Consider the following 25,907-nt stretch of genomic DNA (forward strand, 5'->3'; position numbering starts at 1 on the left):
GAACCACGAACGTGACCGTGCAGGAGAGCACGACCGGCGCCGACCCCAAGGGGGGCCGCCCGGTACTCCCCTCCCGGGGCCGGCAGCGACCGCTCGGCATGGGCGAGACGACGCTCACCGGCGGATTCTGGGCGACGCTTCAGCAGACCAACGCCACGGCGACCCTCGAGCACTGCGAGCAGTGGATGGAACGCCTGGGCTGGCTCGCCAACTTCGACCGGGTCGCCGACGGCACGACAGGACCCGACCGGGCCGGCTGGTCCTTCGCCGACTCCGAGGTCTACAAGCTCATCGAGGCCCTGGCGTGGGAGCACGGGCGTTCGGGCGACCAGGTCTACGACGACGCCGTGCGCCGGCTCACCGCACGCATCGCCCGCGCCCAGGACGCGGACGGCTACCTCAACACCTGCTTCGGGCACGCGGGCCGGCAGCCCCGCTACAGCGACCTGGAGTCCGGCCACGAGCTGTACTGCACCGGGCACCTGTTGCAGGCCGCCGTCGCCCGGCTCCGCACGACCGGCCCCGACGAACTCGTGGCCGTCGCCCGCCGGGCCGCCGACCACGTCTGCGACACCTTCGGCCCCGACGGGCTGCAGGGCATCTGCGGCCATCCCGAGATCGAGGTCGGCCTGGCCGAGCTGGGGCGCGCGCTGGGCGAGAGCCGCTACGTCGAGCAGGCGCGGCTGTTCCTGGACCGCCGCGGGCACGGCACCCTGAAGGACATCCCGCTCGGCCGCGCCTACTTCCAGGACGACGTGCCGATCCGCGAGGCCGACACCTGGCGCGGCCACGCCGTGCGCGCGCTGTACCTGTCGGCCGCGGCCGTCGACGTCGCCGTGGAGCAGGACGACCATGAGCTCCTCGCCGCGATCGAGCGCCAGTGGGCGAACGCGGTGGCGCGGCGGACCCATCTGACCGGCGGCATGGGATCCCGGCACCAGGACGAGGGGTTCGGCGAGGACTGGGAGCTGCCGCCGGACCGTGCCTACTGCGAGACCTGCGCCGGTGTGGCCTCGGTCATGGTGTCGTGGCGGCTGTACCTCGCCACCGGAGACGTCCGGTACGCCGACCTCGTCGAGCGCACCTTCTTCAACATCATCGCCACCTCGCCGCGTTCGGACGGGCGGGCGTTCTTCTACGCCAACCCGCTTCACCAGCGGGTGCCCGGCGAGGCCTCCCACGACGACGCCGTGAGCCCCCGCGCCGAGGGCGGTTCCCGCGCCGCCTGGTTCGACGTGTCCTGCTGCCCCACCAACGTCGCCCGCACGCTGGCCACCTGGCACACCTACCTCGCCACGGCCGGGCGGCACGAACTGACGCTGCTGCAGTACGCCGGCGCCCGGATCGAGGCCGAGCTGGGGGACGGGCGGTCCGTGTCGCTCGAGGTCGAGACGGACTACCCGCGGGACGGTCTCGTGACCGTGCGGGTCCTGCGGGCGCCCGAAGGGCCGGTGACGCTCCGGCTGCGCGTGCCCGCCTGGGCCCGGGGCGCCGAGCTCGACGAGGGCGGACGCCGACGCCCCGTCCCACCGGGCCTGGCCGTCGTGGACCGCCAACTCACCACCGGGGAGGAGATCCGGCTCCACCTCCCGATGACCCCGCGCTTCACCTGGCCGGATCACCGCATCGACGCCCTCCGCGGCTGCGTCGCCGTCGAACGCGGCCCGCTCGTGTACTGCGCGGAATCCGTCGACCTCCCGGCCGGCACCGAGCTCGACGATCTGACAGTGGACACCCGCGCAGCGCCCATGGACCACGAGGGCCGCGTCACGGTCAGGGCCGCCACGAACCACCGGAACGATCCCGAACCGGCCTGGCCCTACGGGACCCCGGCCGACGTAGGCGGAACGGGCAGTACCGCATCCATGGACCTCGCCCTCGTCCCGTACCACCGGTGGGCCGAGCGGGGACCGACGGGCATGCGCATCTGGCTGCCCGTCGCCCGCCCGTCCTGAACCGTCGGCATTCCAGCCGGCAGGCGGCGCGCCGGAACGGCCCCGCCTGCCGGTCCGGTCGTCAGTGGTGGGCGTGGGCGTGTACGACGGCGTGGCCCTTGCCGCGGCCGATCATCCACTTGTTGACCGGGGTGGTGATCACGAAGGCGACCGCGAACCCGCCCAGCAGGGCCGACCAGAACAGCCCGTCGGACAGATGGGCGTCCATCGCGCCCGGGGTGAGGGCGATGATGGCGTTGTCGACGAACTCCATCACCGCGATCGAGACGGTATCGGCGGCCAGCGCGACCTTGATCGCGCTCCGGAGGTTCAGGCCGGCCCGGAGTACCGCGAACAGCGTGAACGAGTAGCCGAAGAGGAACGCCAGCGCGATCGCCAGGACCATGGTGGGCACGTTGCCCCACAGCAGCGCCGTGCCGATGACCATGCCGAGGATCTCACCGATGGCGCAGCCGGTCAGGCAGTGCAGCGTCGCCTTCACCGCCATGCCCCAGGACGCTCCCGCGTGCCCTGCGTGGTGCGAGCTGTGGTCCATGATCCTCATCCCATTCCCGTCCAGTGTGAACCGTCTTCTGAGCTCCACACCTCCTCAACGTATACCCCCTGGGGGTATTCCCAAGGGGTCAGGCGGCTACGTGTGCGGGGCTCGGGGGCCGCGACTACGGTGGTGGCTGCCTGACCAGGTCAAGGAGGGGTGGTCATGCCCCTGGGGCCCCACATCTACGAGTTCTGCGGTGCCGTCCTCTTCGCGGGCCGGCGACACCATGCCTTCGCCCGCCTCGCCGAGCTCAGCGGGGCCGAGGCCGGAGACCGTGTCCTGGACGTGGGGTGCGGCACCGGCTGCCTCACGCGGCACATGGCCGCCCGGGTCGGGCCCGAAGGTGCGGTGACCGGGGTGGATCCGTCATCGCCCGTACTCGCCTACGCCCGCCGCAAGAGCCACAACAGCCGGGACCACCGCAGTGCTCCCTGCATCTACCAGGAGGGCATCGCCGAGGCCCTCGATCTGCCCGACGCGTCCTTCGACACCGTCGTCACCAGCCTGATGCTGCACCACCTGCCAGGGGAGCTTCGGCCGGTGGCGCTGCGCGAGATGCTGCGGGTGGTGCGGCCGGGCGGTCGGCTGCTGGTCGTCGAGTTCCGGCCGCCGAAGAGCCGCCTCGGCTGCCGTCCGGTGCACCCCACGGGTGGGCACGCCATGGCGGACCTCCGTGTCGACCTGCTGGCCGGACTCATCGCCGACACGGGCTTCGAGGTGCGGGGGAGCGGTGACGTCCGGCCCTGGCTCGGTTATGTGCAGGCTGTGCGGCCCGGGGGTGGGGAGTCCGGCCATTGAGGGTAGGTGGGGGGCAGGACGCGTACACCCACTCGGTGAGGACGGGTGCCATGAGTGGAATTCCGCGCTGGGTCGTGCAGGCCGTCAGTGTGCTCGCGGCCCTGGCCATCCTGTTCTGGCTGGGGACCGAGGTGGTCAGGAACTTCTGAGGGGAGGCCGGCCGGTGGGGCCGGCGGGTCAGGTCAGGGGTGGCTGGTCAGGTAGCCGCCCATGGAGGTGAAGTACTCCGTCGCGCCCAGCTCCCGGCCGTCCTCGGTCCGTACGCGCGTGATGGCCAGGCCGTGGTTGCGGCCGGTGCGGGCGTCGGCCCCGGCGACGATCACCACGCCGTCGCCCTCGCGATAGAAGATCCGGCCGGGCGTACCGCCGTAGCGGCCCTGGGACACCACGGCGGCGAGGATCTCAAGTCGCCTGCCCTTGTGGAAGGTGAAGGCGCTGGGGTACGGCTCGGACTGGGCGCGGACGAGGCGTTCGAGGTCCTCCGCCGGCCAGGTCCAGTCGATGCGGATGTCCTCGGCGGACCGCTTGTGGAAGAAGCTCGCCTGGGACCGGTCCTGCTTGGTGAACTCCGTCTGCCCGGCGGCGATGAGGTCGAGCGCGCCGATCGTGACCGGGGCGATCAGGTCGACGGTCTTGTGGAAAAGGTCGGTGGCGGTGTCCGTCGGTCCGACCGGCACCGCCTCCTGCCGGACGATGTCGCCGGCGTCGAGTTCGTCGTTCATCATGTGGGCGGTGACGCCCACTTCGGGCTCGCCGTTGATCAGCGCCCAGATCAGCGGGGAGAAGCCGGCGTACTTCGGCAGCAGCGAGTCGTGCACGTTCAGCGTGCCGTGGCGCGGCAGGTCGAAGATGCGCGGCGGGATCCACGTCCGCCAGTTGTTCGCCACGATGATGTCCGGGTCGGCCTCCTTGAGGCGCTCGAACAGCTCGTCGTCGTCAGGGCGGTTGCGGATCAGCACCGGGACGCCGTGCTCTTCGGCGAGGTCGGCGACGGAGTCGCTCCAGATCTTCTCGTACGCGTGCTCGCTCTTGGGGTGCGTCACGACCAGGACCACGTCGTGTTCGGAGTCCAGGAGGGCTTGCAGGGTGCGGTGCCCCCAGGTCTGGTAACCGAACATGACGACCCGCATGGGGTTCCTCCTCGAGGCAGGGGCTGACCGACCAGGGACAAGTGAAGCAAGGCTTACCTTAGTTTGCAACGGCTGTACAGCACGCCCCAGTTGGTGAGCGTCGATGCCCCGGCCGGTCCGGTTTGCCCTATCGACAGCCTCACAGGTTTAGCTTAGGCTCACCTAAGTTAGGGGCCGCTCCGTCGGCGTGCCCACCTTTCGTACTTCCCCCACGCACGACAGGCGACTGCCCCGCACGATGGGAGTGACATGTCACAGGTTCTTCCTGCTGACGCACCACTGGTCCACGACCTCATTGGCATCGGCTTCGGACCGTCCAATGTGGCCATGGCGATCGCACTCAACGAGCACAACGCACGCGCCGGCAGGCACGAGGCGATCACCGCTCACTTCTTCGAGCAGCAGCCGTGCTTCGGCTGGCACCGCGGCATGCTGATCGACGACGCGACCATGCAGGTGTCCTTTCTCAAGGACCTGGTGACGCTCCGGAACCCGGCCTCCGAGTTCAGCTTCCTCTGCTACCTGAAGAGCAAGGGACGGCTGATCGACTTCATCAACCACAAGAACCTCTTCCCGCTGCGGGTGGAGTTCCACGACTACTTCGAGTGGGCCGCGGCCAAGGTCGACGACATGGTCTCCTACGGTCACGAGGTCGTCGGCGTCGCGCCCGTCGTCCGTGACGGGGCCGTGGAGTACCTGGAAGTGACGGTCCGTTCGGGGGAGGGCCTCGTGGTCCACCGGGCCCGCAACCTCGTCATCGGCACCGGGCTGCGGCCCCTCATGCCGGAGGGCGTGGAGCGCGGCGAGCGCGTCTGGCACAACTCCGAACTGCTGGCGAAAGTCGGCGAACTGGAGGGCACCTCGCCCTCCCGGTTCGTCGTCGTCGGCGCCGGGCAGAGTGCCGCCGAGAACGTCGCCTACCTGCACCGCCGCTTCCCCCAGGCCGAGGTCTGCGCGGTCTTCTCCCGCTACGGCTACAGCCCCGCCGACGACAGCAGCTTCGCCAACCGGATCTTCGACCCCGGGGCGGTCGACGAGTACTTCGCCGCGCCCGAGGGCGTCAAGCGCCGCCTGATGGACTACCACGGCAACACCAACTACTCCGTGGTGGACATCGATCTGATCGACGATCTGTACCGGCAGATGTACCAGGAGAAGGTCCTCGGCACGGAGCGGCTGCGCTTCCTCAACGTGTCCCGGCTCACCGACGTCAAGGAGATGCAGGGCCTGGTCCGTGCCACCGTGAAGTCCCTCGTCACCGGCGAGGAGACGCTCCTCGACGCGGACGTCGTGGTCTTCGCCACCGGCTACAGCCCGGCCGACCCCCTCGGCCTCCTCGGCGAGGTCGCGGACCGCTGCCTCCGCGACGACCAGGGCCGGGTCCGCGTCGAGCGTGACTACCGCATCGCGACGGACCCCGGCCTGCGCTGCGGCATCTATCTGCAGGGCGGCACGGAGCACACGCACGGCATCACGTCGTCCCTGCTGTCCAACACCGCGATCAGGGTCGGCGAGATCCTGGACTCGCTCCTCGACCGGGGTCTCAAGTCCGCTTCGGACGAGGTCCGGACGGTCGCAGACGGAACCGGCAGCACGGCCCGTTAGCCCGCCCACCGGTTCGCCCCCACACCGCCGCGCCCCGCCGGGTGGCACCGCACCCGGCAGGCGCGGCAGCACTGTGCAACCCCGTGAAACCAAAGGGATAACGTACGTCGACATGGGCACGACTGCAGTGGAGCGCCCCGCGTCCAAGGCCACAACAGAGGCCCGTCGGCGGCGGGTTGCGGGTTTGGGCACGCTTGTGGTGATCCTCGTGATCGCGGGGGCGGTGTCGTTGGCCGTCGGTGCGCGCGCGTTGAGTCCTGCCGAGGTGTGGCACGGGTTGTTCGCGGCGCCGGACTCCGACCAGCGGCTCACCGAGATCAGGCTGATCGTGCAGACCGTGCGGGTGCCCCGGACGGTGCTCGCGATCGTGGCGGGCATCGCCCTCGGAGTCGGCGGGGCGCTGATCCAGGGGTACACGCGCAACCCCATCGCCGACACCGGCTTGCTGGGCGTGAACTCCGGTGCCTCGTTCGCCGTGGTGTCGGTGATCGCCCTGTTCGGGTTCTCCAACCCGTTCCAGTACGTCTGGTTCGCCTTCCTGGGAGCGGGGGTCGCCGGTGTCGTCGTGTTCGGGCTTGCGAGCATCGGCCGGGGCGCCAGCAACCCGTTGACGCTCGCACTGGCCGGGCAAGGAGTCACAGTGTTCCTCGCGGCGATGACCACGGCGGTCGCGCTGTCGGACAAGGAGTCGCTGAACGCGCTGCGGTTCTGGAACTCGGGCTCCGTGGCCGGTGTCGGATTCGACGTCATCTGGCCGGTGACCGCGTTCATCGCGGTCGGGCTGGTGCTGGCCCTGACCACGCTGCCCGCCATCAACCTGCTCAACCTGGGCGACGACGTGGCACGGGGGCTGGGCGTGAACATCGCGCTGAGCCGGACCATCGGCATCGCCGCCATCACCCTCCTTGCGGGCGCGGCAACAGCGGCATGCGGCCCCATCGCGTTCCTCGGGCTCATGGTGGCCCACGTGGCCCGGTATCTGACCGGGCCGGACTATCGCTGGCTGGTGCCGTACGCGGGTCTGCTCGGCGCCATCGTCCTGCTCGTCTGCGACATCGTGGGGCGCCTGGTGGTGCGGCCCGGCGAGTTGGACGCGGGTGTCCTCGTCGCTCTCCTCGGCGCCCCGTTCTTCGCGGGTCTGGTGTGGCGCGGAAAGTTCAAGAACGCATGAACGGGACAGAGTTGAAGCCATCGGTGGCGCCGGGCGTGCGGCTCGGCCATGTGTCGTTCGTATGGCGGCCCTGGATCGTCCTCGTCACGCTGCTCCTGGCGGGGGCGACCTTCCTGGTGTTCTGCCTGTCCATCGGCATCGGGGACTTCCCCATCAGTCTGCCCCGGGTGATCACCACGATCCTCGGCCGGGGCGAGCAGGTCGACGAGTTCGTGATCATGGACCTGCGGATGCCGCGTGCCCTGGCCGGGCTCGTCGTGGGGATCGCGCTGGGCGTGTCCGGGGCGATCACCCAGTCCATCGCGCGTAATCCGCTGGCCAGCCCGGACATTCTGGGGATCACCTGGGGCGCCAGCGCGGTCGCGGTGTTCGGGGTGACGGTGTCGGGCGGGGCCGCCGCGGCGGTCGTCGACTCCGTGGGCCTGTCCGCGGCGGCGCTCGCCGGTGGTCTCGGTACGGGCCTGCTGGTGTACTTCCTGGCGTGGCGGCGCGGCATCGACGGCTTCCGGCTGATCCTCATCGGCATCTCGGTGAGCGCCGTGATGGAGGCGATCACGACCTGGCTGCTGGCCACGGCCGACATCAGGGACGTGGCCCGGGCCCAGGCGTGGCTGGTCGGCTCGCTGGACGACCGGTCATGGGGCGAGGTCCGGATCGCGCTCTGGTGCACGCTCGTCCTCCTGATCGTCGTGACGTGTGTCGCGTTCCAGTTCAAGCCGCTGCACTTCGGCGACGAGGTCGCCGCGGGCCTGGGCGTCCGGTACTCGGTGGTGCGGGCGGTCCTGCTGCTGTGCGCGGTCCTGCTGGCCGGTGTGGCGGTGAGTGCGGCGGGCCCGGTCCCCTTCGTCGCGCTGGTGGCGCCGCAGGTGGCGATGCGCCTGGCGAGATACCCGACGCCGCCGATGGTGGCCTCCGGCCTGGTGGGAGCGTTGCTGCTGATCGGCTCGGACCTGGTCGCACGCACCGCACTGCCGGTCACTCTCCCGGTCGGCGTGGTCACCGCCGCGATCGGTGGCCCTTTCCTCGTCTATCTGCTGGTACGGGCGAACCGCAGATAGCTGATACAAAGTTAGGCAAGCCTAAACAAGGGGGCCTTGTGGTCGCTCAGTCCATCACCAAGACCGAGTCCGGGGTCGAGGACGCCGCACGGCTGGCAGCCAGGGGTGTCACGGTCGGGTACGGCGCCCGGACCGTCATCGACGAACTCGACGTGGCCATCCCGCCAGGGGTGATCACCACGGTCATCGGCCCCAACGGCTGCGGCAAGTCGACCCTGTTGCGGACCCTGTCGCGGCTGCTCAAGCCGGCCAAGGGGACGGTCGTGCTGGACGGCGACGACATAGTCAAGCTCAAGACCAGGGACGTGGCGAAGAAGCTCGGCCTGCTGCCGCAGGCACCGGTCGCGCCCGAGGGGCTGACGGTGTCCGACCTGGTCGCCAGGGGCCGCCATCCGCACCAGAGCTGGCTGCGGCAGTGGTCGTCGGACGACGCCGCCGTCGTGGAGCGCGCGCTGGCCATGACCGGGGTGTCCGACCTGGCCGACCGCCCGGTCGACTCACTGTCCGGCGGGCAGCGCCAGCGCGTCTGGATCTCGATGACCCTCGCTCAGGGCACCGACCTGCTGCTGCTTGACGAGCCGACCACCTACCTGGACCTGGCGCACGCGATCGACGTGCTCGACCTGGTGGACGACCTGCACGAGTCGGGATGCACCGTGGTCATGGTGCTGCACGACCTCAATCTGGCCACCCGCTACAGCGACAACCTCATCGTGATGAGGGAGGGGTCGATCCTGGCGCAGGGGCACCCCCGTGACGTGATCACCGCCGATCTGCTGCACGAGGCGTTCGGACTGCGCGCCAAGGTGATCGACGACCCGGTGGGAGACCGGCCGTTGATCGTGCCGATCGGCCGTGCCCATGTCCAACTCGACTAAACCGCTACAAAGTTACAGAAGTTAGGCTAGGCTAACCTCACCCACTCACGGTACGGTTTGCCTGCCCTCAGACGGGGTGCAGTGGACAGCGCGACAGCAAGGGGATTCCGGATGCTCCTCAAAAGAACGACGCGTATGAAGCCGTTGCGGCGGTTGGCGGCCGTACTGTCCGCCGCGACTCTCGGCGTCGGCCTCCTCGCGGGATGCGGTTCCGACTCGTCCGACTCGGCGGACAACGCCGGCGACAACACCTCGACCGCCGCCGGCGGCGCATTCCCGGTCACCGTGGAGCACGCGTTCGGATCCACGAAGGTTGCCAAGGCTCCCGAGCGGGTGGTCACCGTCGGTTACACGGACGACCAGAGCGTCCTGGCATTCGGCATCAAGCCGGTCGGCATGACCGACCAGTACCCGAACCCGGCGGGCCAGAGCCCCGACATCAACACCCAGTGGCCCTGGGTGAAGGACAAGTGGGGCGACACCAAGCCCGAGGTCATCATGAAGAACGGTGACTCCGGCCCCAACTACGAGAAGATCGCCGCCCTGCGCCCGGACTTGATCATCGCGGTCTACTCCGAGATCGACCAGGCCGCCTACGACAAGCTCTCCAAGATCGCCCCGACGGTGGGCCGCACCAAGGCCGAGAAGGAGCCGTTCAGCGCCCCCTGGCAGGACAACGCGCTGCACATCGCCAAGGCGCTCGGCAAGGCCGAGGAGGGCGAGAAGATGGTGGCGGACATCCAGGGCCGGCTCGACGCGGCCAAGAAGGCGCACCCCGAGTTCGCGGACCAGACCGCCGTCGCGCTGTCCTGGTACGAGGACTCGGTGGCGCCGTTCACCTCCACCGACGTGCGCGGCCGGCTGGTGACGGGCATCGGCTTCACGTACCAGACCGAGATCGACAAGGTCGCGGACGGCAGCTTCTACACCAAGCTCTCTCCCGAGCGCATCGACCTGGTCGACGTCGACCGCATCTTCGTCATCAACGACAAGGCGGACACGGACGCGCTGAAGAAGTTCAAGCTGTTCGCCAACCTGGACGCGGTGAAGAACGGCAAGGTGTCGTACCTGCTGGACAGCGAGGGCCCGGCGGTCGGCGCGGCCATCTCCCAGGGCACCCTGCTGTCCATGCCGTACGCGATCGACGAACTCGTCAAGTCGGTCGAGTAGGTGTGAGCACCACCGTCACACGCGTCGCCCCGGCGACCCTGCGCACGGCGACCGGACGCGAGGCCACCCGATGGGTCGCGGCACACTGCCGCGAAGTGCCCTGGCTGACGGTCGCCACCGTGCTCACCACGGTGGCCGGGGCGGCGCTCCAGGTGCTCCCGGTGCTCCTGCTCGGCCGGGTGGTCGACGGGGTGGTCGAGGGCGCATCGCAGTCGGTCCTGGTCACGATCGGGGCCCTGATGGCGGCCGCCGCGCTGCTCGGCGCGGCGGCCACCGCGGTGTCGACGTACCTGATCGGGCGGCTGGGCGCGGATCTGCTCGCGCGGCTGCGCGAAGGCGCCGTCCGGGCGGTGCTGGGGATGCCGAGCGCACGGATCGAGCAGGTCGGCCGGGGAGACGTGCTCTCCCGGGTCGGTGACGATGTGGCCGTCATCTCCAAGGGCATCCGCACGGCCGTCCCCACGGTGTTCTCGGCGGGCGTGCTGGTCGCCATCGCCACGGTCGGCATGTTCGGACTGGACTGGCGGCTCGGCCTGGCGGGCGCCGGCGCGCTGCCCGCGTACGCGCTGGCCCTGCGCTGGTATCTCCCCCGGTCCGCCCCGCTCTACCGGAAGCAGCGACTGGCCCAGGCCGACCGTGCGCAGGCGTTGATCAGCGGTCTGAACGGGATCGACACGGTCCGGGCGTACCGCCTGGAGGACGCCTTCCGGGAGAAGGTCACCCACGAGTCATGGCGGGTGCGCAATCTGGGCATCGAGGTGTTCCGGTTCTTCGGCCGGTTCGTCGGCCGGGAGAACCGCGCCGAGTTCATCGGACTGACCCTGATCCTCCTGGTGGGGTACGCCCTGTTGGAGGCCGATGCCGCCAGCCTGGGCGAGGTGTCGGCGGCCCCGCTGCTGTTCCACCGGCTGTTCACCCCGCTGGGCCTCATCATGTTCACCTTCGACGAGGCGCAGAAGTCGGGCGCGAGCCTGACCCGGCTGGTCGGGGTCCTGGGGGAGGAGGCGGAGGACCGGCTGGTGGGCGACGCGTCCGTCGCGTCGGCGAACGCAGGGCCGTTCCCGGTGACGGTGGAGGGGCTGACGTTCAGTTACCCCGGCACCGACGAGCCGGTCCTGAAGGACGTCGACCTGACGATCCCGGCCGGTGGTTCGCTCGCCCTGGTGGGAGCGACGGGCGCGGGCAAGACGACCCTGGCCGCGCTGATCGCGGGTATCGGAACCCCGCAGGCCGGATCGGTGCGTGTCGGGTCGACCGACCTCGCCGGTCTGGACGAGGCCGGGGCGCGGGCCTTGGTGAGCATCCTGACGCAGGAGACGCATGTGTTCTCCGGTCCGCTCGCCGACGACCTGCGGCTGGCCGCGCCGGACGCGACCGACGCCGAGCTGGTGGACGCGCTGCGCACGGTCGGCGCCGACGAGTGGGTCGACGCGCTGCCCGAGGGGCTGAACACCCTGGTCGGCGAGGGCGGCGAGCGCCTGGACGTCACCAAGGTCGCCCAGATCGCCCTGGCCCGGCTGGTGTTGGGCCGGTCGCCGGTGGTGGTGCTCGACGAGTCGACGGCGGAGGCGGGCAGCGAGGGCGCCGCCGAGCTGGAGCGGGCCGTGCTGGCGGCGTGCCGGGGCCGGACCACGTTGTTCGTGGCGCACCGGCTGACCCAGGCGATGGCGGCGGACCGGATCGCCGTACTGGACGCGGGGCGCGTCGTGGAGCAGGGAACTCACGAGGAGCTGGTGGCTCTGGGCGGCCGGTATGCGCGACTGTGGCGGGCCTGGCGAGAAGGCAGTTAGGTAACCCTGATTTAGGTGAGAGCTTACTTTCATTCCTTGGAAGGGATGCTGAGGCTTCGATGATGGAACCGAGCACTCGTCTCGTACGGCTTACTCCCGCGCGCCTGGCCGACGTACGCCGGCGAACCGGCGACTTCTCCGACCGGACCATCACCGAAGCATGCGCCATCGGGCTGTCGTACTGGGCGACGGGCCGGAGCCCCGACGGCATCGACCTCACCCCCGGCACGCTGTTCGCCGACGTTCTCGCGTGGGTCGACAACGGCGGTGCCGGGCTTGGCGGTTGGGATGTCGGCGCGGACGGCTGGAGCATTGCCATCCCGGAAGGCGTAGTGGCCGCCGAGGCGCAGCTCGCGCTGGACGACCTGGCCGACTTCCCGGACCGGCCCCTCGGCACCATCGGCCCGTCCGGTGTGGCGGCGCGGCTCGAGGCCCTGGCCGAGTGGAACGACACCCGGGCCGACCGGGTCCGCCCGACCATTGTGGAGATGTTCCGCGAGCAGGCGCGGGCCAGGCCGGACGCCGTCGCCATCGTCGACGAGCACCGATCACTGACCTACCGTCAGGCTGCTGAACTGTCCAGCCAGTTGGCCCATCATCTGCTCGAACGCGGCCTCGCCGCCGAGCAGGTCGTCGGCATCTCACTGAGCCGCTCCGCCGATATGGTGATCGGGCTGCTCGCCGTGCTCCAGGCGGGGTGCGCGTTCGTGCCGCTCGATCCACAGTGGCCCGCCGCGCGCCGAGCCGTCGTCATCGAGGACGCCCGGGTCGTGGTGCAGCTCAACGCCTCGGGCGAGCACGACCCGGCCGAACCGGACGCCGTGGCCGTCGACCTGGGCGACTGGCGGTTCGGTTCCTACCCCACCGAGGGGCCTGGGGTCACCGTCCTCGGCGACGCGCTGGCCTACGTGATCTTCACGTCCGGTTCGACCGGGCGGCCCAAGGGTGCGATGATCCGGCACGAGGCGATCAGCGAGCGCCTGCTGTGGCAGGTCGACGAGATCCTGGGCTTCGGCCACGACGACGCGTCGCTGTTCAAGGCTCCGTTGTCCTTCGACATCTCCATCAACGAGATCTTCCTGCCGCTGGTGAGCGGCGCCAGGCTGGTGGTCCTGCGGCCCGGCGGCGAACGCGACCCGCACCACCTGCTGAGCGTGATCGCCGAGCAGCGCGTCACCTTCACGTACCTGGTGTCGTCGATGCTGGACGTGCTGCTGGAGATCGCCGGCGACTCCGGACGGCTGGACAGCCTGCGGCACGTGTGGTGCGGCGGCGAGGTGCTGACCCCGGAGCTGTACGAACGGTTCCGCACCAAGCTCGACATCCCCATGTACCACGGCTACGGCCCGGCCGAGACGACGATCGGCGTCTCGCACGTCATCTACCGGGGCGCGGCGGAACGCCTGTCGACATCGATCGGCAAGGCCAACCCCAACACCCAGCTGTACGTGCTCGACGACGAACTGCGCCCGGTCCCGGTCGGGGTCGGCGGCGAACTGTACGTGGGAGGGTTCCTCCTGGGGCGGGGGTACGTGGGTGCGCCCGGCCTGACGGCGTCCCGCTTCGTCGCGAACCCCTTCGCGAACGACGGTTCCCGGCTGTACCGGACCGGTGACCTCGCCCGGTTCAACCCGGACGGGTCGCTGGACTTCCTCGGCCGGGCCGACAACCAGATCAAGATCCGCGGTATGCGGCTGGAGATCGAGGACGTCGAGGTCGGTCTCGCGGAGCACCCCGGAGTACGCCACACCTGCGTCGTCGCGAAGAAGAACGCGGCCGGCGGCACCTACCTCGTGGGATACGTGATCCCGGCCGCCGGCAGCGAGGACCTGCGGGCCGACGAGGTCAAGGCGTGGGCCGCCGAGCACATGGTCGAGTACATGGTGCCCGCCCACATCGTCGTGATGAAGGAGTTCCCGCTCACCGCGAACGGCAAGCTCGACCGGAACGCGCTGCCGGAGCCCACGATCGGGACGGGCTCGCTCGTGCAGCCCGCCACCGAGAACGAGCGCGCGGTGTGCGCAGCGGTCGCGTCCGTGCTACGGCTCGAAGAGGTCGGCGTCGACCAGGACTTCTTCCAGCTCGGCGGAGACAGCATTCTGGCGATCTCGCTGCTGAGCGCGCTGCGCGACGCCGGTCTCCACGTCACGGCACGGCAGATCTTCGCCCACAGCACCGTAGGGGCGCTGGCGGCGGTGGCGAGCCGTGAGGACGTCTCCACGGTGGACCACGGCGATGTCGCGACCGGTTCCGTCGTGGGCTCGCCCATCGTGCAGTGGCTCGGCGAGACCACGGACGCGATCGACGGCTTCGTACAGTCGGTGGTGCTGAACACCCCGGCGGACCTGACCGCCGACGCGCTCGACGCGATCCTCACCGCCGTGGTCCGGTGGCACGACATGCTGCGCGCCAAGCTGGTGCGCGGCGACCACTGGAGCTTCGACATCCCGGAGGCGGACCAGGCCGTCGCGGGGTGGCAGGAGAGCGACGGCCCGGTCGAGGAGTGCGTCGCGCTCGCCACCGAAGGGCTGGACCCGGCGGGCGGCGTGATGCTGCGGGCCGTCTGGCGCCGCGAGGCGCGGCAGCTGGTCCTGGTCGCCCACCACGTGGTGATCGACGGCGTGTCCTGGCGGGTCCTGATGGAGGACCTGGCCACGGCGTGGCGGCAGTTCGCCTCGGGCGCGCCGATCGAGCTGCCCCCGGTGGGCACGTCGTTCCGGCGCTGGACGCAGTTGCTGGAACGTGCGGCGTTCGACGCGGACAGCGCCTACTACTGGCGTCCCCTGCCGGGAGCGGACGCGCCGGTGGGCAGGCGCGCGCTGTCCGAAGCCGACACCGTCGCGCGCGAGCGGCTCCGGACCGTCTCGGTCGGTCCCGAGGTCACGGCCGCGCTGCTGGGCGAGATCCCCGCGAAGTTCCACGCGGGCGTCAACGACGTCCTGCTGACCGCGCTCGCCGTCACCCTCGCCCGGTGGCGCCGCGACCTCGGGCAGGACCAGACGTTCGCGCACATCGAACTCGAGGGCCACGGCCGCGAGGGACAGTTCGTGGTGGGCAGCGCCGGCTTCGAGCCGGAACTGTCGCGGACCGTGGGCTGGTTCACCACCCTGTTCCCGGTGACCGTGGACCCCGGCACGGCGGCCGACTTCACGGCGCCCGAGTACCTGGCCGCCGCGCTCAAGGCGGTCAAGGAGGACCTCGCCCGGGTTCCGGACAACGGCGTTTCCTACGGTGTCCTGCGGTACCTGACCCACACCGAGTTCGACGCGCCCGCGCCACAGGTGCTGTTCAACTACCTGGGCCGCTTCGATGCGGGCGCGTCGGGGGACTGGCAACTCGCAGGCACAACTGGGCAGTTGGGCGAGAAGCGCGACCCGAGGATGCGCCTGCCGCGCCCCCTGGAGTTCAACGCGATCGCCGAACCCGCGGCGAGCGGCGAGTACGAACTGGTCACCACCATCTCCTGGCCCGACGGGGTGTTCACCGACGAGGACATCGCGACCATCGGCGAGTACTTCCGGGTGGCTCTGGCCGGGCTTGCCGCGCTCGACCAGGGCGGCCACTCTCCCAGCGACTTCGGCCTGGTGCCGCTCACGCAGGCCGATGTCGACGCCCTGGACGGCCCCGGGCTTCGGGACATCCTGCCGTTGACCCCGTTGCAGGAGGGCCTGTACTTCCACTCCGTCTTCGACGACGACTCGGCGGGCGCTTACGTCGAGCAGCAACTGCTGACGCTGGACGGCGAGGTGGACGCCGATCGGCTCGCGGCGGCGGCCACTCGCCTGCTCACGCTGTACCCGAACCTGGCCGCGCGGTTCGTGGCCCTCGCCGACGGCCGTGTGGTCTCCGTGCTGGAGAGCGGTGTGGAGGCGCCGTTCACCACGCTGGACCGCCCCGGCATCACCGACGACGAGATACGCGAGTACGCCGAGCGGGATCGCCGCGCCGGGTTCGACCTGGCCACCGGCCCGCTGATGCGGTACACGCTCGTCCGCGCGGGCGCCGGCCGGAACGTCCTGGTGCAGACCGTGCACCACATCATCGCCGACGGCTGGTCGGTACCGCCGATGCTCCGCGCGCTGCTGGCCGAGTACCACGCGCCGGGGAGCGTGTACCCGGTCGGCGGCTTCTCCGACTACGTGCGCTGGCTGGCCGGACGTGACGACGACGAGAGCGACCGGGTATGGCGCGATCAGCTCGCCGATCTGCCGGGCCCTTCGCTGGTCGCCGAGGGGCACACTCCGTCCGACCGGTTCGCCGACACCGCCGTGGAGCCGGCGGACGACATCGACGCGGCCGCCCGGTCGGCCGGCGTGCCGCTGAGCGTGGCCGTGCACAGCGCCTGGGCGGTGACGCTGGGCGGCATCCTGCACGGCAGGGACGTGGTGTTCGGCTCCACGGTGTCCGGGCGCGACGCGGAAGTGCCCGGCATCGAGGACATGGTGGGTCTGTTCATCAACACGATCCCCGTGCGCGCTCGTTGGACCGGTACGACCACTGCAGGTGACCTGCTTGCCTCGGTACGGGAGCACCAGAGCGCGGTACTGCCGCACCAGCATGTCTCGCTGGCCAGGATCGGCCGCCAGGCCGGCGCCGACGGCCCCCTGTTCGACACCCTGGTGGTGTTCGACGTCGCGACCGACGTGGACGGTCTGCGGGGGTCCGGCGATGAGCTGGTCATCACCGACATCGTGAACGAGGGTGCTCCGCACTACCCGTTGACGCTGGTGGTGGAGCGGGCGGTCGACGGCCGTCCGCGCTTCAACCTGATCTACGACGGTGAGCTGTTGAGGGAGGCGAGCGTCCAGGAGATCCTGCGTACGTTCACCTCGACCCTCACCGGCCTGCTCACCCGGCCGGACGCCTTGGTCGACGACTTGGCGCCCGCAGGCGCTGGGCGTCCCGCACGGATCACCCCGACGACCCTGGGTGGGCTGTTCGACGCCGCCGCGAACCGCGCCCCGGTCGCCACCGCTGTCACACAGTGCGGTCTCGACGGCGGTACCCGCTCACTGACCTACGGCGAACTGGCCGATGCGAAGAACGGTTTGGCCTCGGCACTGCGCGCGGCCGGTGTCGGGCCCGGGAAGCGGGTCGCCGTCGCCGTCCCGCGTTCCCTGGAGCAGGTGGTCGCCCTGGTCGCGATCGTCAGCGCGGGCGGCGCGTACGTGCCGCTGGACCTGGCCTACCCGGACGAACGGCTGGAGTACATCCTCGCCGACGCCGCTCCGCAGGTCGTTCTCGTGGAGCGTGAGCAGCGGGACCGCTTCACGGAACTGCTGGCCCGGGCGGGCGTGTCGGCCCGGGTGCTCGTGCAGGGGGACGAGCTGCCGGTGCGGGACACCACCGAGCCCGAGGTCGGCTGGCACGACCCCGCGTACGTGATCTACACGTCCGGATCGACCGGCCGGCCCAAGGGTGTCGTCGTCCCGCACTCCAGCATGGTGACGCTGCTTGCGAACACCCAGCCCGACATGGACTTCGGCCCGCACGACGTGTGGGTCCAGTTCCACTCCTTCTCCTTCGACTTCGCGGTCTGGGAGCTGTGGGGTGCGCTGGCGTACGGCGGTGAGCTGCTGGTGCCGGAGTACGGGCTGACCCGCTCCCCGGTCGACTTCCACCGGCTGGTCCGCGAGCGCTCAGTGACCGTGCTCAACCAGACCCCGTCGGCGTTCTACCAGTTCATCGAGGCGGACCGGCACGCCGGTGAGCCGGTCACCGCACTGCGCCGGATCATCTTCGGCGGCGAGGCGCTCGATCTCGGGCGGCTGCGCGGGTGGGTCGAGCGGTACGGCACCGGTTCGCCCGAGCTGGTCAACATGTACGGCATCACCGAGACCACCGTCCACGTCACCCACCGGGTGCTGACCGACGAGGACTTCGCCTCCGGCGACGACGTCAGCCCGATCGGCGGCCCGATACCCGGCCTGGTCACCTACCTGCTCGACGACCGGCTCCGGCCGGTGCCGCCGGGCCGGGTGGGCGCCATCTACGTCGCCGGCGACCAGGTGTCGCTCGGCTACCTGGGCAGGCCGGGGCTCACCGCGGGCCGGTTCGTGGCGAACCCGTTCGCGGGCGACGGCTCCCGCATGTACCACACGGGCGACCTCGCCCGCCGCACGTTCGACGGCGAGCTGGAGTTCGTCGGCCGTGCCGACGACCAAGTCCAACTCAAGGGTTTCCGCATCGAGTCGGGCGAGGTGGAGTCCGCGATCAGGGAACTCGACGGCGTGGTCGACGTGGCCGTCACCGTGGCGGACAGCGGCGACCATCTGGTCGCGCACGTCGTGGGTCGGGTGCCCCGTGACTTCACCGAGCAGCTGTCCACGAAGCTGCCCGTGCACATGGTGCCTGGCCGGGTGCTGCCGGTCGACGCGCTGCCGCTGACGGTCAACGGCAAGCTGGACCGGAAGGCCCTGATCGCACGGGCCGCGCAGGATGACACCCCGGTGGCCGTGAGTGACTCCGCGCTCGCCGCCCTGGTCGACATCTTCGCCGACACCCTGCCCGGCTCCGCCGTCGACGGTGACACCGACTTCTTCCGCGCCGGCGGCGACAGCATCCTCGCCATCACCGTGATCAACCGGGCCAGGGCGCTCGGCCTCGCGATCACGCCACGGGACGTGTTCCTGCTCAGGACCCCCCGCGCCCTCGCCGACCACCTGGGGACGAGCACACCGCCCGCCGCGGCCCTCGCCCCCGCCCGCCGCGAGGACGGCCCGCTGATACCGACGCCGATCATCCTCCGCCAGCGCGAACTGGGCGGATCGCTCCACCGGTTCGCCCAGGCCAGGACACTGGTCGCCCCCGAGGACACCGGGTTCACCGACGTCGAGCGCGCCGCGAACGCCGTCGTGGCCGCACACCCGGCCCTCCGGCTGCGGCTGCGCGTCGAGCACGGGGTGTGGGCACTGCGCACCGAACCCGCCCGCGAGGTCACCGTCGTACGACCGGACACGACCGACGCGACCACCGCGGCGAACGAGGCCGCCGGACGGCTTGACCCCGAGTCCGGGGACGTCATCGCGTTCTCGTGGCTGGAGGCGAGCCGGACCCTGGTCGTCACCGTGCACCACCTCGCCGTCGACTCGGTGTCCTGGCTGATCCTGCTGGACGACCTGGCCACTGCCCTGCGCGGGGAGCCCCTGGCGCCGCCGACCACGTCGTACGCCGAGTACGCCGAGGCACTGACGCTCCAGTCCGCCCAGGCCATTGACGACCTCGGGCACTGGATCACCACGCTCCAGGCACCCGCGCTGCTGCCCACGGTCGAGCGGCTGCGTGAGACCACGGTGGTGCTCCCGCCCGAAGTGAGCGACCGCGTGACGCGTACCGCGCCTGCCGCACTCGGCGTCGGTCTCACCGAGTTGCTGTGCGGCGCGCTGCGCACCGCGCTGACCCACGTCCAGCCGTCGCCCACCGATCTCGCGATCGAGCTGGAACGGCACGGCCGGGTCCCGGTGCTCGAACACCACGACTACACCCGCACGGTGGGCTGGTTCACCTCCATCGCGCCCGTACGGCTCACCGCGCACACCGACCCCGTCGCCGCGGCGCGCGAGGTCACCGAACGCCGGCCGGACGAGCGCGCGCACGTCGCCTACGGCCTGCTCAGGTACCTCAACCCGCAGACGGCCCCGCTGCTGAACGCCCGCCCGCAGGTGCTGTTCAACTACCTCGGCCGGGGCAGCGAGTCCCAGGCCCTGCACATCACCGGCGGCGACCAGGGCAGCCCGTACGCCGTCGAGGTCAACGCGTGGCTCGACGAGGCCACCGGCAGCCTGCACGCGGCCTTCACCCTCGCCGAGGGCATCCCCGACGAGCTCGCCGAGCACTGGCGGAGCGCACTGGAACGCATCGCGGACGCGTCCGCGACAGCCGAGCGCACCGCACCGGTCACCCCGCTCCAGCGCGGTCTGTTCTTCCAGGCCCAGATGGCCGGCACGGCCGGACACTACGTCGCGCAGAGCTGGTTCACCTTCGACCGGCGTCTGGACACCGACGCGCTGGCCGAGGCGATGGCGTACGTGATCGCGCGGCACCCGGTCGTGGGAGCCGGCTTCACCACCGACGACGACGGGAACCCGGTCCAGGTCTTCAGTGCAGGGCGGCAAGTCGCCGTCCGTACGGTCGAGTTGGCGACGGACGCGGAAGTCGAAGCCCTGCGCACCCGCGACCGCGACACGGGATTCGACCCCGGTGAGCCACCGCTGATCCGGCTGACCGTGGTGCGTCTGCCCGATGACCGCGACGGTCTCCTGCTGAGCTACCACCTGCTGCTGTGGGACGGCTGGTCCCGCGAGATCGTGCTGCGGGACCTGTTCGACGCCTATCAGGCCGTCGTAGCGGGCGAGCCGTGGGATACGACCCCGGCCACGCCGAGCTTCGAGGACCACGCCCGGGCGCTCGACGCCAAGGACCCCGCCGTATCGGAACGCTTCTGGGCGGATCACCTGGCCGGCCTCCCCGGCCCGACGCTGCTCGCCGGACCGGCGCCGTCCCTCTCGGACGACCTGCCGCGCGCGCTCGTGCACACGCTGTCCGCCGAACAGTCGGTCCTGCTGAGGGAGGCGGCCGGGGCGCACGGCGTGACCCTGAACTCGGTGCTGACCGGCGCGTTCGGCCTCCTCCTCGGCGCCCACACGGGCCGCACCGACGCCGTGTTCGGCGTGACCGTCTCCGGCCGGGAAGGCGAAGGCCTGGACGGCATCGTCGGTGTGCTGCTCAACACCGTGCCGATGTGGACGCGGGCCAGGCCGGACGACACGGTCCGCGACTACCTGTCGGCCGTACAGACGGCCAGGGTCGAGGCGATGGAGCACGAGCACCTCGGCCTCGGCGAGATCCAGCGGGCCAGTGGGCATGACACCCTGTTCGACAACCTGTTCGTGCTCCAGAACTTCCTGGACATGGAGGCGTTCGCCGAGATGAACGCCCGGCACGGCATCACCTCGGTGAAAGCCGATGACTCCACCCATTACCCCTTCACGTGGGTCGTCACGCCCGGCGACCGGCTCACGGTCAAGCTGGAGTACCGCGACCACGACACCGAGAACGCCCGTCGTCTCCTCGACGACTACCTGCGCGTGCTGGACGATCTGGCCCGGGCGACCGGGCCGGTTGGCGCGCTGCGGGGGTTGGGGCTGGAGCCCTCGCGGGGAGCGCGTACGGACGTCGGCACCGACACCGTCGTCGACAGGTTCGACCAGGCGGCGGACCGCGCCCCCGAGCGGGTCGCGCTCGTCGCGCACGGCTCGACCATGACCTTCGCCCAACTCCGGGATCGCAGCCGGGCGGTGGCGGGTGTGCTCGCCGGGCGCGGCATCGGCCCCGAGACGACCGTGGGTCTCGCGATCCCGCGTTCCCTCGACTCGATCGTGGCGCTGTTCGCCGTACTGCGCGCTGGCGCCGCGTACGTGCCGCTGGAGCTGGACCACCCGGACGAGCGGATCGCTTCGATCGTCGCGGACGCCCGCCCGGACGTGATCCTCACCGTGAGCGCCGTGTCGCCCCGGCTGACCCCGCTGACCGGCGACCTGATCGAGCTGGACCGCCCGCTGCCCGCCGCCGAGCCGTTCGTGACGTTCGCGCCGGACGACCCCGACCGCCTGCGGCACCCCGCGTACACGATCTACACCTCCGGATCGACCGGGAAGCCCAAGGGCGTGGTGACCGAGTACGCCGGGCTCACCAACATGCTGATCAACCATCAGCGCCGGATCTTCAAGCCGGTGTTGGCCGAGCACGGCCACCGGGTGTTCCGGATCGCGCACACCGTGTCGTTCGCGTTCGACATGTCGTGGGAGGAGCTGCTGTGGCTCGCCGACGGGCATGAAGTGCACATCTGCGACGAGGAGTTGCGCCGTGACGCGCCCCGGTTGGTCGAGTACTGCCTCGAGCACGGCATCGACGTCATCAACGTGACCCCGACCTACGCGCAGCAGCTGGTCGCCGAGGGCCTGCTCGACAACCCGGAACGGAGGCCGGCGCTGGTACTGCTGGGCGGCGAGGCCGTCACCCCGACGCTGTGGCAGCGGCTCGCCGAGACCGAGGGAACGGTCGGCTACAACCTGTACGGACCCACCGAGTACACCATCAACACCCTCGGCGTCGGCACCTTCGAGTGCCAGGACCCGGTGGTGGGCGTCGCGATCGACAACACCGACGTGTACGTGCTGGACCCGTGGCTGCGGCCGTTGCCGGACGGCGTGCCCGGTGAGCTGTACGTGTCGGGCATCGGCATCGCGCGCGGCTATCTCGGGCAGCCCGCCCAGACCGCGCACCGTTTCGTCGCCTGCCCGTTCGGTGAACCCGGCGAGCGCATGTACCGCACCGGGGACCTGGTGGTCCGCCGGCCCGACGGGAACCTGATGTACCTGGGCCGCACCGACCAGCAGGTCAAGATCCGGGGACACCGGGTCGAGCTCGGCGAGGTCGAGGCCGTGTTCGCGGCGCACCCCGCGGTGCGGTTCGTCGCCGCGGTCGCCCAGCCCGACCCGCAGGTCGACGGCGCGTACCGGCTGGCCGCCTACCTCGTCCTCGACGGCTCCGACCTGGCGGCGGTCGCCGCCGAGGTGGGCGCCGGGCTGCCGGACTTCCTGCGGCCGACGCACTACGCCCAGGTCGACAGCATCCCGCTGACGGTGAACGGGAAGGCTGACACGGAGGCGCTGCCGGAGGCCAAGCCGCTGGGCGCGCTGACCACGGCAGGGGAGCGCGGCCCTCGGACCGAGACCGAGACCATGGTCTGCGAGTTCTTCGCCGAGGCACTGGACCTGGACGACGACGAGGTGAGCGCGGTGAGCGACTTCGTGTCCCTCGGAGGACACTCCATGCTGGCGGTGCGGCTGATCGGGCTGCTCCGCCGGGAGTACGGTCCTGTGATCACGATCCGAGACCTGTTCACCCTGCGCACCCCGGAAGCGATTGCCCGCCACCTCGATGACAACTCCTGACACGCAGCGGCCCCGCCCGGGGTCCGACATCCTCCGGACCGCACTGCGCCGCAACATCGGTGCCATGGCCTGGGGCACCCTCCTCATGGGCCTGTACCAGGCGGGGGAGACCGCCTTCCCCATCGCGCTCGGTCTGATCGTCGAGCACACGATGCGGGACCGGAGCCTCGGCGCGCTCGGCCTGTCGATCGGCGCGCTGGCCGTGATCATCACGACCGTGTCGCTGTCGTGGCGGTTCGGGATGCGCATCCTGCAGAAGGCCAACACGACCGAGGCGCACCGCTGGCGGGTGAAGGTCGCGGCCTGCGGACTCCAGCCGGTGGCCAGGGACGTCGACCTGAAGTCCGGCGAGGTGCTGACCATCGCCACCGAGGACGCCGACCAGACCGCCGACATCATCGAGGTGGTGCCGCTGCTGATCAGTTCGCTGGTCGCGGTGCTGGTCGCGGCAGTCGCGCTCGGCCTGGCCGACATCCGGCTCGGCCTGCTGGTGATCGTGGGAACCGTCGCGATCCTGTCGATCCTGAGCGTGCTGTCCAAGCGGATCGGCTCCAGTACCCAGGAACAGCAGGCCCGGGTGGCGCGGGCGGGCGCGAAGGTCGCCGACTTGATCACCGGCCTGCGCCCGCTGCACGGCTTCGGCGGCAACCACGCGGCGTTCCGGTCCTACCGGAAGGTCAGCACGGAGGCGAAGCTCCAGGCGATCACCGTCGCCAAGGTGAACGGCGCGTACGCGGGCACCGCGCTGGCCCTCAACGCGGTCCTCGCCGCCGCCGTGACCCTGACCGCGGGCTGGCTGGCGTTCAACGGCCGGATCAACATCGGGGAACTCGTCATGGCGGTGGGGCTGGCGCAGTTCATCATGGAACCGCTCAAGCTGTTCTCCGAGATGCCCAAGTACGTGATGATCGCGCGCGCTTCCGCCGAGCGGATGGCGCTGGTGCTGACCGCACCGCCGGTGACGACCCCGGGGCCTCAGCGCCCGGCCACGGGCGGAGACCTCGAGATCGACTGTGTCCGCTACGGGACCCTGCGGAATCTGAAGTTCCAGGTGACCGCCGGCGAGTTCGTGGCGATCGCCCCCTACCAGCCGCGCGCGGCGGCCGACCTTGCGTCGATCCTGGCCGTGAACGTCCCGCCCGACGCGTACGAGGGTGTGGTGCGGGTCAGCGGGCAGGCGCTCGCGGACCTGTCGATCGAGGCGGTCCGCGAACACATGCTGGTGAACCCGTACGACGGGGAGATCTTCGCGGGCACCCTCCGCACGAACATCGACCCCTCGGGCACCAGCGGAACGGTCCCCGAGGCGGTCGAGGCGTCCATGCTGACCGACGTCGTCGCCCTCCACCGCGAAGGGCTCGACTACGCCGTCCGCGACCGCGGCGCGAACCTCTCCGGGGGCCAGCGCCAACGGCTGTCCCTCGCCCGCGCATTGGCCGCCGACACCGACGTCCTCGTCCTGCACGACCCGACGACAGCCGTCGACGCGGTCACCGAACAGCTCATCGCGCGCAACGTCGCAAAGCTGCGCCGCGGCCGCACCACCATCGTGATCACCAGCAGCCCGGCCCTCCTGGACGCCGCGGACCGTGTCCTCGTACTGGACGACGGCGTCATCACGGCAGAGGACACGCATAGGAACCTCCTCGCCAAGGACGAGGCCTACTGCCTGGCGGTGGCGCGGTGACCTGACCTGCTAGCCAAGGGTCCAGGCAACATCCCTGAGCAGCGCGTGCCGCCAGCCCGCTCGGTCATGCTCCGATGCCGACCGCGAAACCCGCACGGCCGCACCGGCCTGCTCGGCCAGGGTCTCCACCAGCTCGCAGTGCGGCAGCATCCGCCTCTCGTGTTCCCCCACGTCGAACGCGACCCGCAGCCCGGACAGGCCGGGGCGCTCCCGCAGCCGCGCGGCGATGGCGCCGCCGACCGGGCCGCCCAAGGGATCCGCCAGGTCCATGGCGGCGTGTGTCCACCAGAACGACCCCGACTGGCAGGCGACGCGAGACACCAACTCCGGGTACTCCAGCGCCGCGTACATCGCGCTCAGCCCGCCGAGGCTCTGCCCCGCGACCACCAGCCGGTCCCGGTCGGCGGGTACGCCGCTCTCCGCCACCAGCGGCAGCAGTTCGTCCCGGACCGCCTCCCACAGCTCGGGCCTGCACGCGAACTCGGCCGCCCGGTCCTTGGCCGGAAGGAAGACGAGGGTGACCGGCGGCATCTCGCCACTGGCGACGGCCCAGTCGAACGCGGTCATGGCCGGGTGCAGATACAGCCAGTCGTCCCCGTCGAGCAGCAGGACCACCGGTCCGCCGCCGCCCGCCGGGTGGACGCGCACGGTACGCCGCCCGCCGAGCCGTTCGCTGCTCCAGCGGAGCCGGGTGCGCGGCAGGGGCAGGACGCCGTCGGCGCCGACGACGGGCCAGTGCGGCTGGGCCGGGGCGTCCGGCGTTGCGGCGATGGACCGGTCACCGCCCGCACCGACCGGGTTGAGCGGGTCGGCATACGCCTCGTCGCCCACGAGGAACTGGTAGGTCACCCGCAGTCGCGCAGGCATGCGCACCTGGGCGTACCAGCAGTCCGTGTCGCCCCACCGGCGCAGGGGTACAGGCTCCGACCAGCTTTCGAAACCGATGCTCGCCGCTTTGGACCCGCGCCGCAGGAACAGGGTCACCCAACCGTCGCCGTCGGGTATCGACGCCGGTGTCCTCGCAGTCGCCCAGAACTCGTCGGTGCCGGGTGCGCCGGACAGCCCGAACGCGACGAAGGCGTCTTCCCCCACCAACCTCATGAACGTCTCCTTGTGGAGCGGAAACCGAGAAGGCTAAGCTCATTTTTGATTAGGCGAGCCTAACCTAATTC

General features: G+C 70.7%; 13 protein-coding genes. 10 read left to right on the forward strand and 3 right to left on the reverse strand.

Annotated features, from left to right (window positions below; translation table 11 throughout):
• Positions 1 to 11 precede the first annotated feature (11 nt).
• A complete protein-coding gene (locus ACFVJQ_RS24245) occupies positions 12 to 1,955 on the forward strand; it encodes a glycoside hydrolase family 127 protein (protein ID WP_385786751.1) in 1,944 nt (647 codons plus the stop codon).
• A 61-nt stretch (positions 1,956 to 2,016) separates the two neighbouring features.
• Here ACFVJQ_RS24245 and ACFVJQ_RS24250 read toward each other — a convergent pair whose 3' ends face one another.
• Positions 2,017 to 2,490, reverse strand: coding sequence for a DUF4396 domain-containing protein (locus ACFVJQ_RS24250; RefSeq protein ID WP_224739440.1), 474 nt, complete (start codon positions 2,488 to 2,490; stop codon positions 2,017 to 2,019).
• A 165-nt stretch (positions 2,491 to 2,655) separates the two neighbouring features.
• On the opposite strand from ACFVJQ_RS24250, the gene ACFVJQ_RS24255 reads away from it, so the two are divergent.
• Entirely contained in the window at positions 2,656 to 3,291 is a 636-nt protein-coding gene (locus tag ACFVJQ_RS24255; protein ID WP_385515814.1) for a class I SAM-dependent methyltransferase, read from the forward strand.
• Positions 3,292 to 3,473: 182 nt separating this feature from the next.
• Here ACFVJQ_RS24255 and ACFVJQ_RS24260 read toward each other — a convergent pair whose 3' ends face one another.
• Positions 3,474 to 4,421 carry a methionyl-tRNA formyltransferase gene (locus ACFVJQ_RS24260; RefSeq protein WP_385515815.1) on the reverse strand — a complete coding sequence of 316 codons (948 nt, stop codon included), beginning with the start codon at positions 4,419 to 4,421 and terminating at the stop codon, positions 3,474 to 3,476.
• Positions 4,422 to 4,670: 249 nt separating this feature from the next.
• Here ACFVJQ_RS24260 and ACFVJQ_RS24265 point away from each other — a divergent pair, with 249 nt between their 5' ends.
• The 8 genes from ACFVJQ_RS24265 to ACFVJQ_RS24300 all read left to right on the forward strand — a co-directional run bounded on the left by ACFVJQ_RS24265 (position 4,671) and on the right by ACFVJQ_RS24300 (position 24,735).
• Entirely contained in the window at positions 4,671 to 6,026 is a 1,356-nt protein-coding gene (locus ACFVJQ_RS24265) for a lysine N(6)-hydroxylase/L-ornithine N(5)-oxygenase family protein (RefSeq protein WP_385786756.1), read from the forward strand.
• A 112-nt stretch (positions 6,027 to 6,138) separates the two neighbouring features.
• Positions 6,139 to 7,197 (forward strand): FecCD family ABC transporter permease, encoded by a 1,059-nt coding sequence (locus tag ACFVJQ_RS24270; protein WP_385786759.1) that lies wholly within the window; start codon positions 6,139 to 6,141, stop codon positions 7,195 to 7,197.
• Positions 7,194 to 8,255 (forward strand): FecCD family ABC transporter permease, encoded by a 1,062-nt coding sequence (locus ACFVJQ_RS24275; RefSeq protein WP_385786762.1) that lies wholly within the window; start codon positions 7,194 to 7,196, stop codon positions 8,253 to 8,255. The genes ACFVJQ_RS24270 and ACFVJQ_RS24275 overlap by 4 nt, the downstream gene beginning before the upstream one ends.
• A 38-nt stretch (positions 8,256 to 8,293) precedes the next feature.
• On the forward strand, positions 8,294 to 9,133 hold the full coding sequence (locus ACFVJQ_RS24280) for an ABC transporter ATP-binding protein (RefSeq protein WP_385515819.1): 840 nt from the start codon (positions 8,294 to 8,296) through the stop codon (positions 9,131 to 9,133).
• A gap of 111 nt (positions 9,134 to 9,244) precedes the next feature.
• Entirely contained in the window at positions 9,245 to 10,303 is a 1,059-nt protein-coding gene (locus ACFVJQ_RS24285) for an ABC transporter substrate-binding protein (RefSeq protein ID WP_385515820.1), read from the forward strand.
• A gap of 2 nt (positions 10,304 to 10,305) precedes the next feature.
• A complete protein-coding gene (locus ACFVJQ_RS24290; protein WP_385515821.1) occupies positions 10,306 to 12,093 on the forward strand; it encodes an ABC transporter ATP-binding protein in 1,788 nt (595 codons plus the stop codon).
• A 59-nt stretch (positions 12,094 to 12,152) separates the two neighbouring features.
• The gene (locus ACFVJQ_RS24295) at positions 12,153 to 23,048 is read left to right on the forward strand and encodes an amino acid adenylation domain-containing protein (RefSeq protein WP_385786766.1); all 10,896 of its coding nucleotides are present in this window, start codon (positions 12,153 to 12,155) and stop codon (positions 23,046 to 23,048) included.
• A complete protein-coding gene (locus tag ACFVJQ_RS24300) occupies positions 23,035 to 24,735 on the forward strand; it encodes an ABC transporter ATP-binding protein (RefSeq protein WP_385786769.1) in 1,701 nt (566 codons plus the stop codon). Before ACFVJQ_RS24295 ends, ACFVJQ_RS24300 begins: the two co-directional genes overlap by 14 nt.
• A gap of 9 nt (positions 24,736 to 24,744) precedes the next feature.
• On the opposite strand, the gene ACFVJQ_RS24305 is transcribed toward ACFVJQ_RS24300, so the two are convergent.
• On the reverse strand, positions 24,745 to 25,836 hold the full coding sequence (locus ACFVJQ_RS24305) for an alpha/beta hydrolase-fold protein (RefSeq protein ID WP_385786772.1): 1,092 nt from the start codon (positions 25,834 to 25,836) through the stop codon (positions 24,745 to 24,747).
• Positions 25,837 to 25,907 lie beyond the last annotated feature (71 nt).

It is taken from the genome of Streptomyces sp. NPDC127197 (assembly GCF_042672405.1).
GTDB classification, from domain to species: Bacteria; Actinomycetota; Actinomycetes; order Streptomycetales; family Streptomycetaceae; genus Streptomyces; species Streptomyces flavusporus.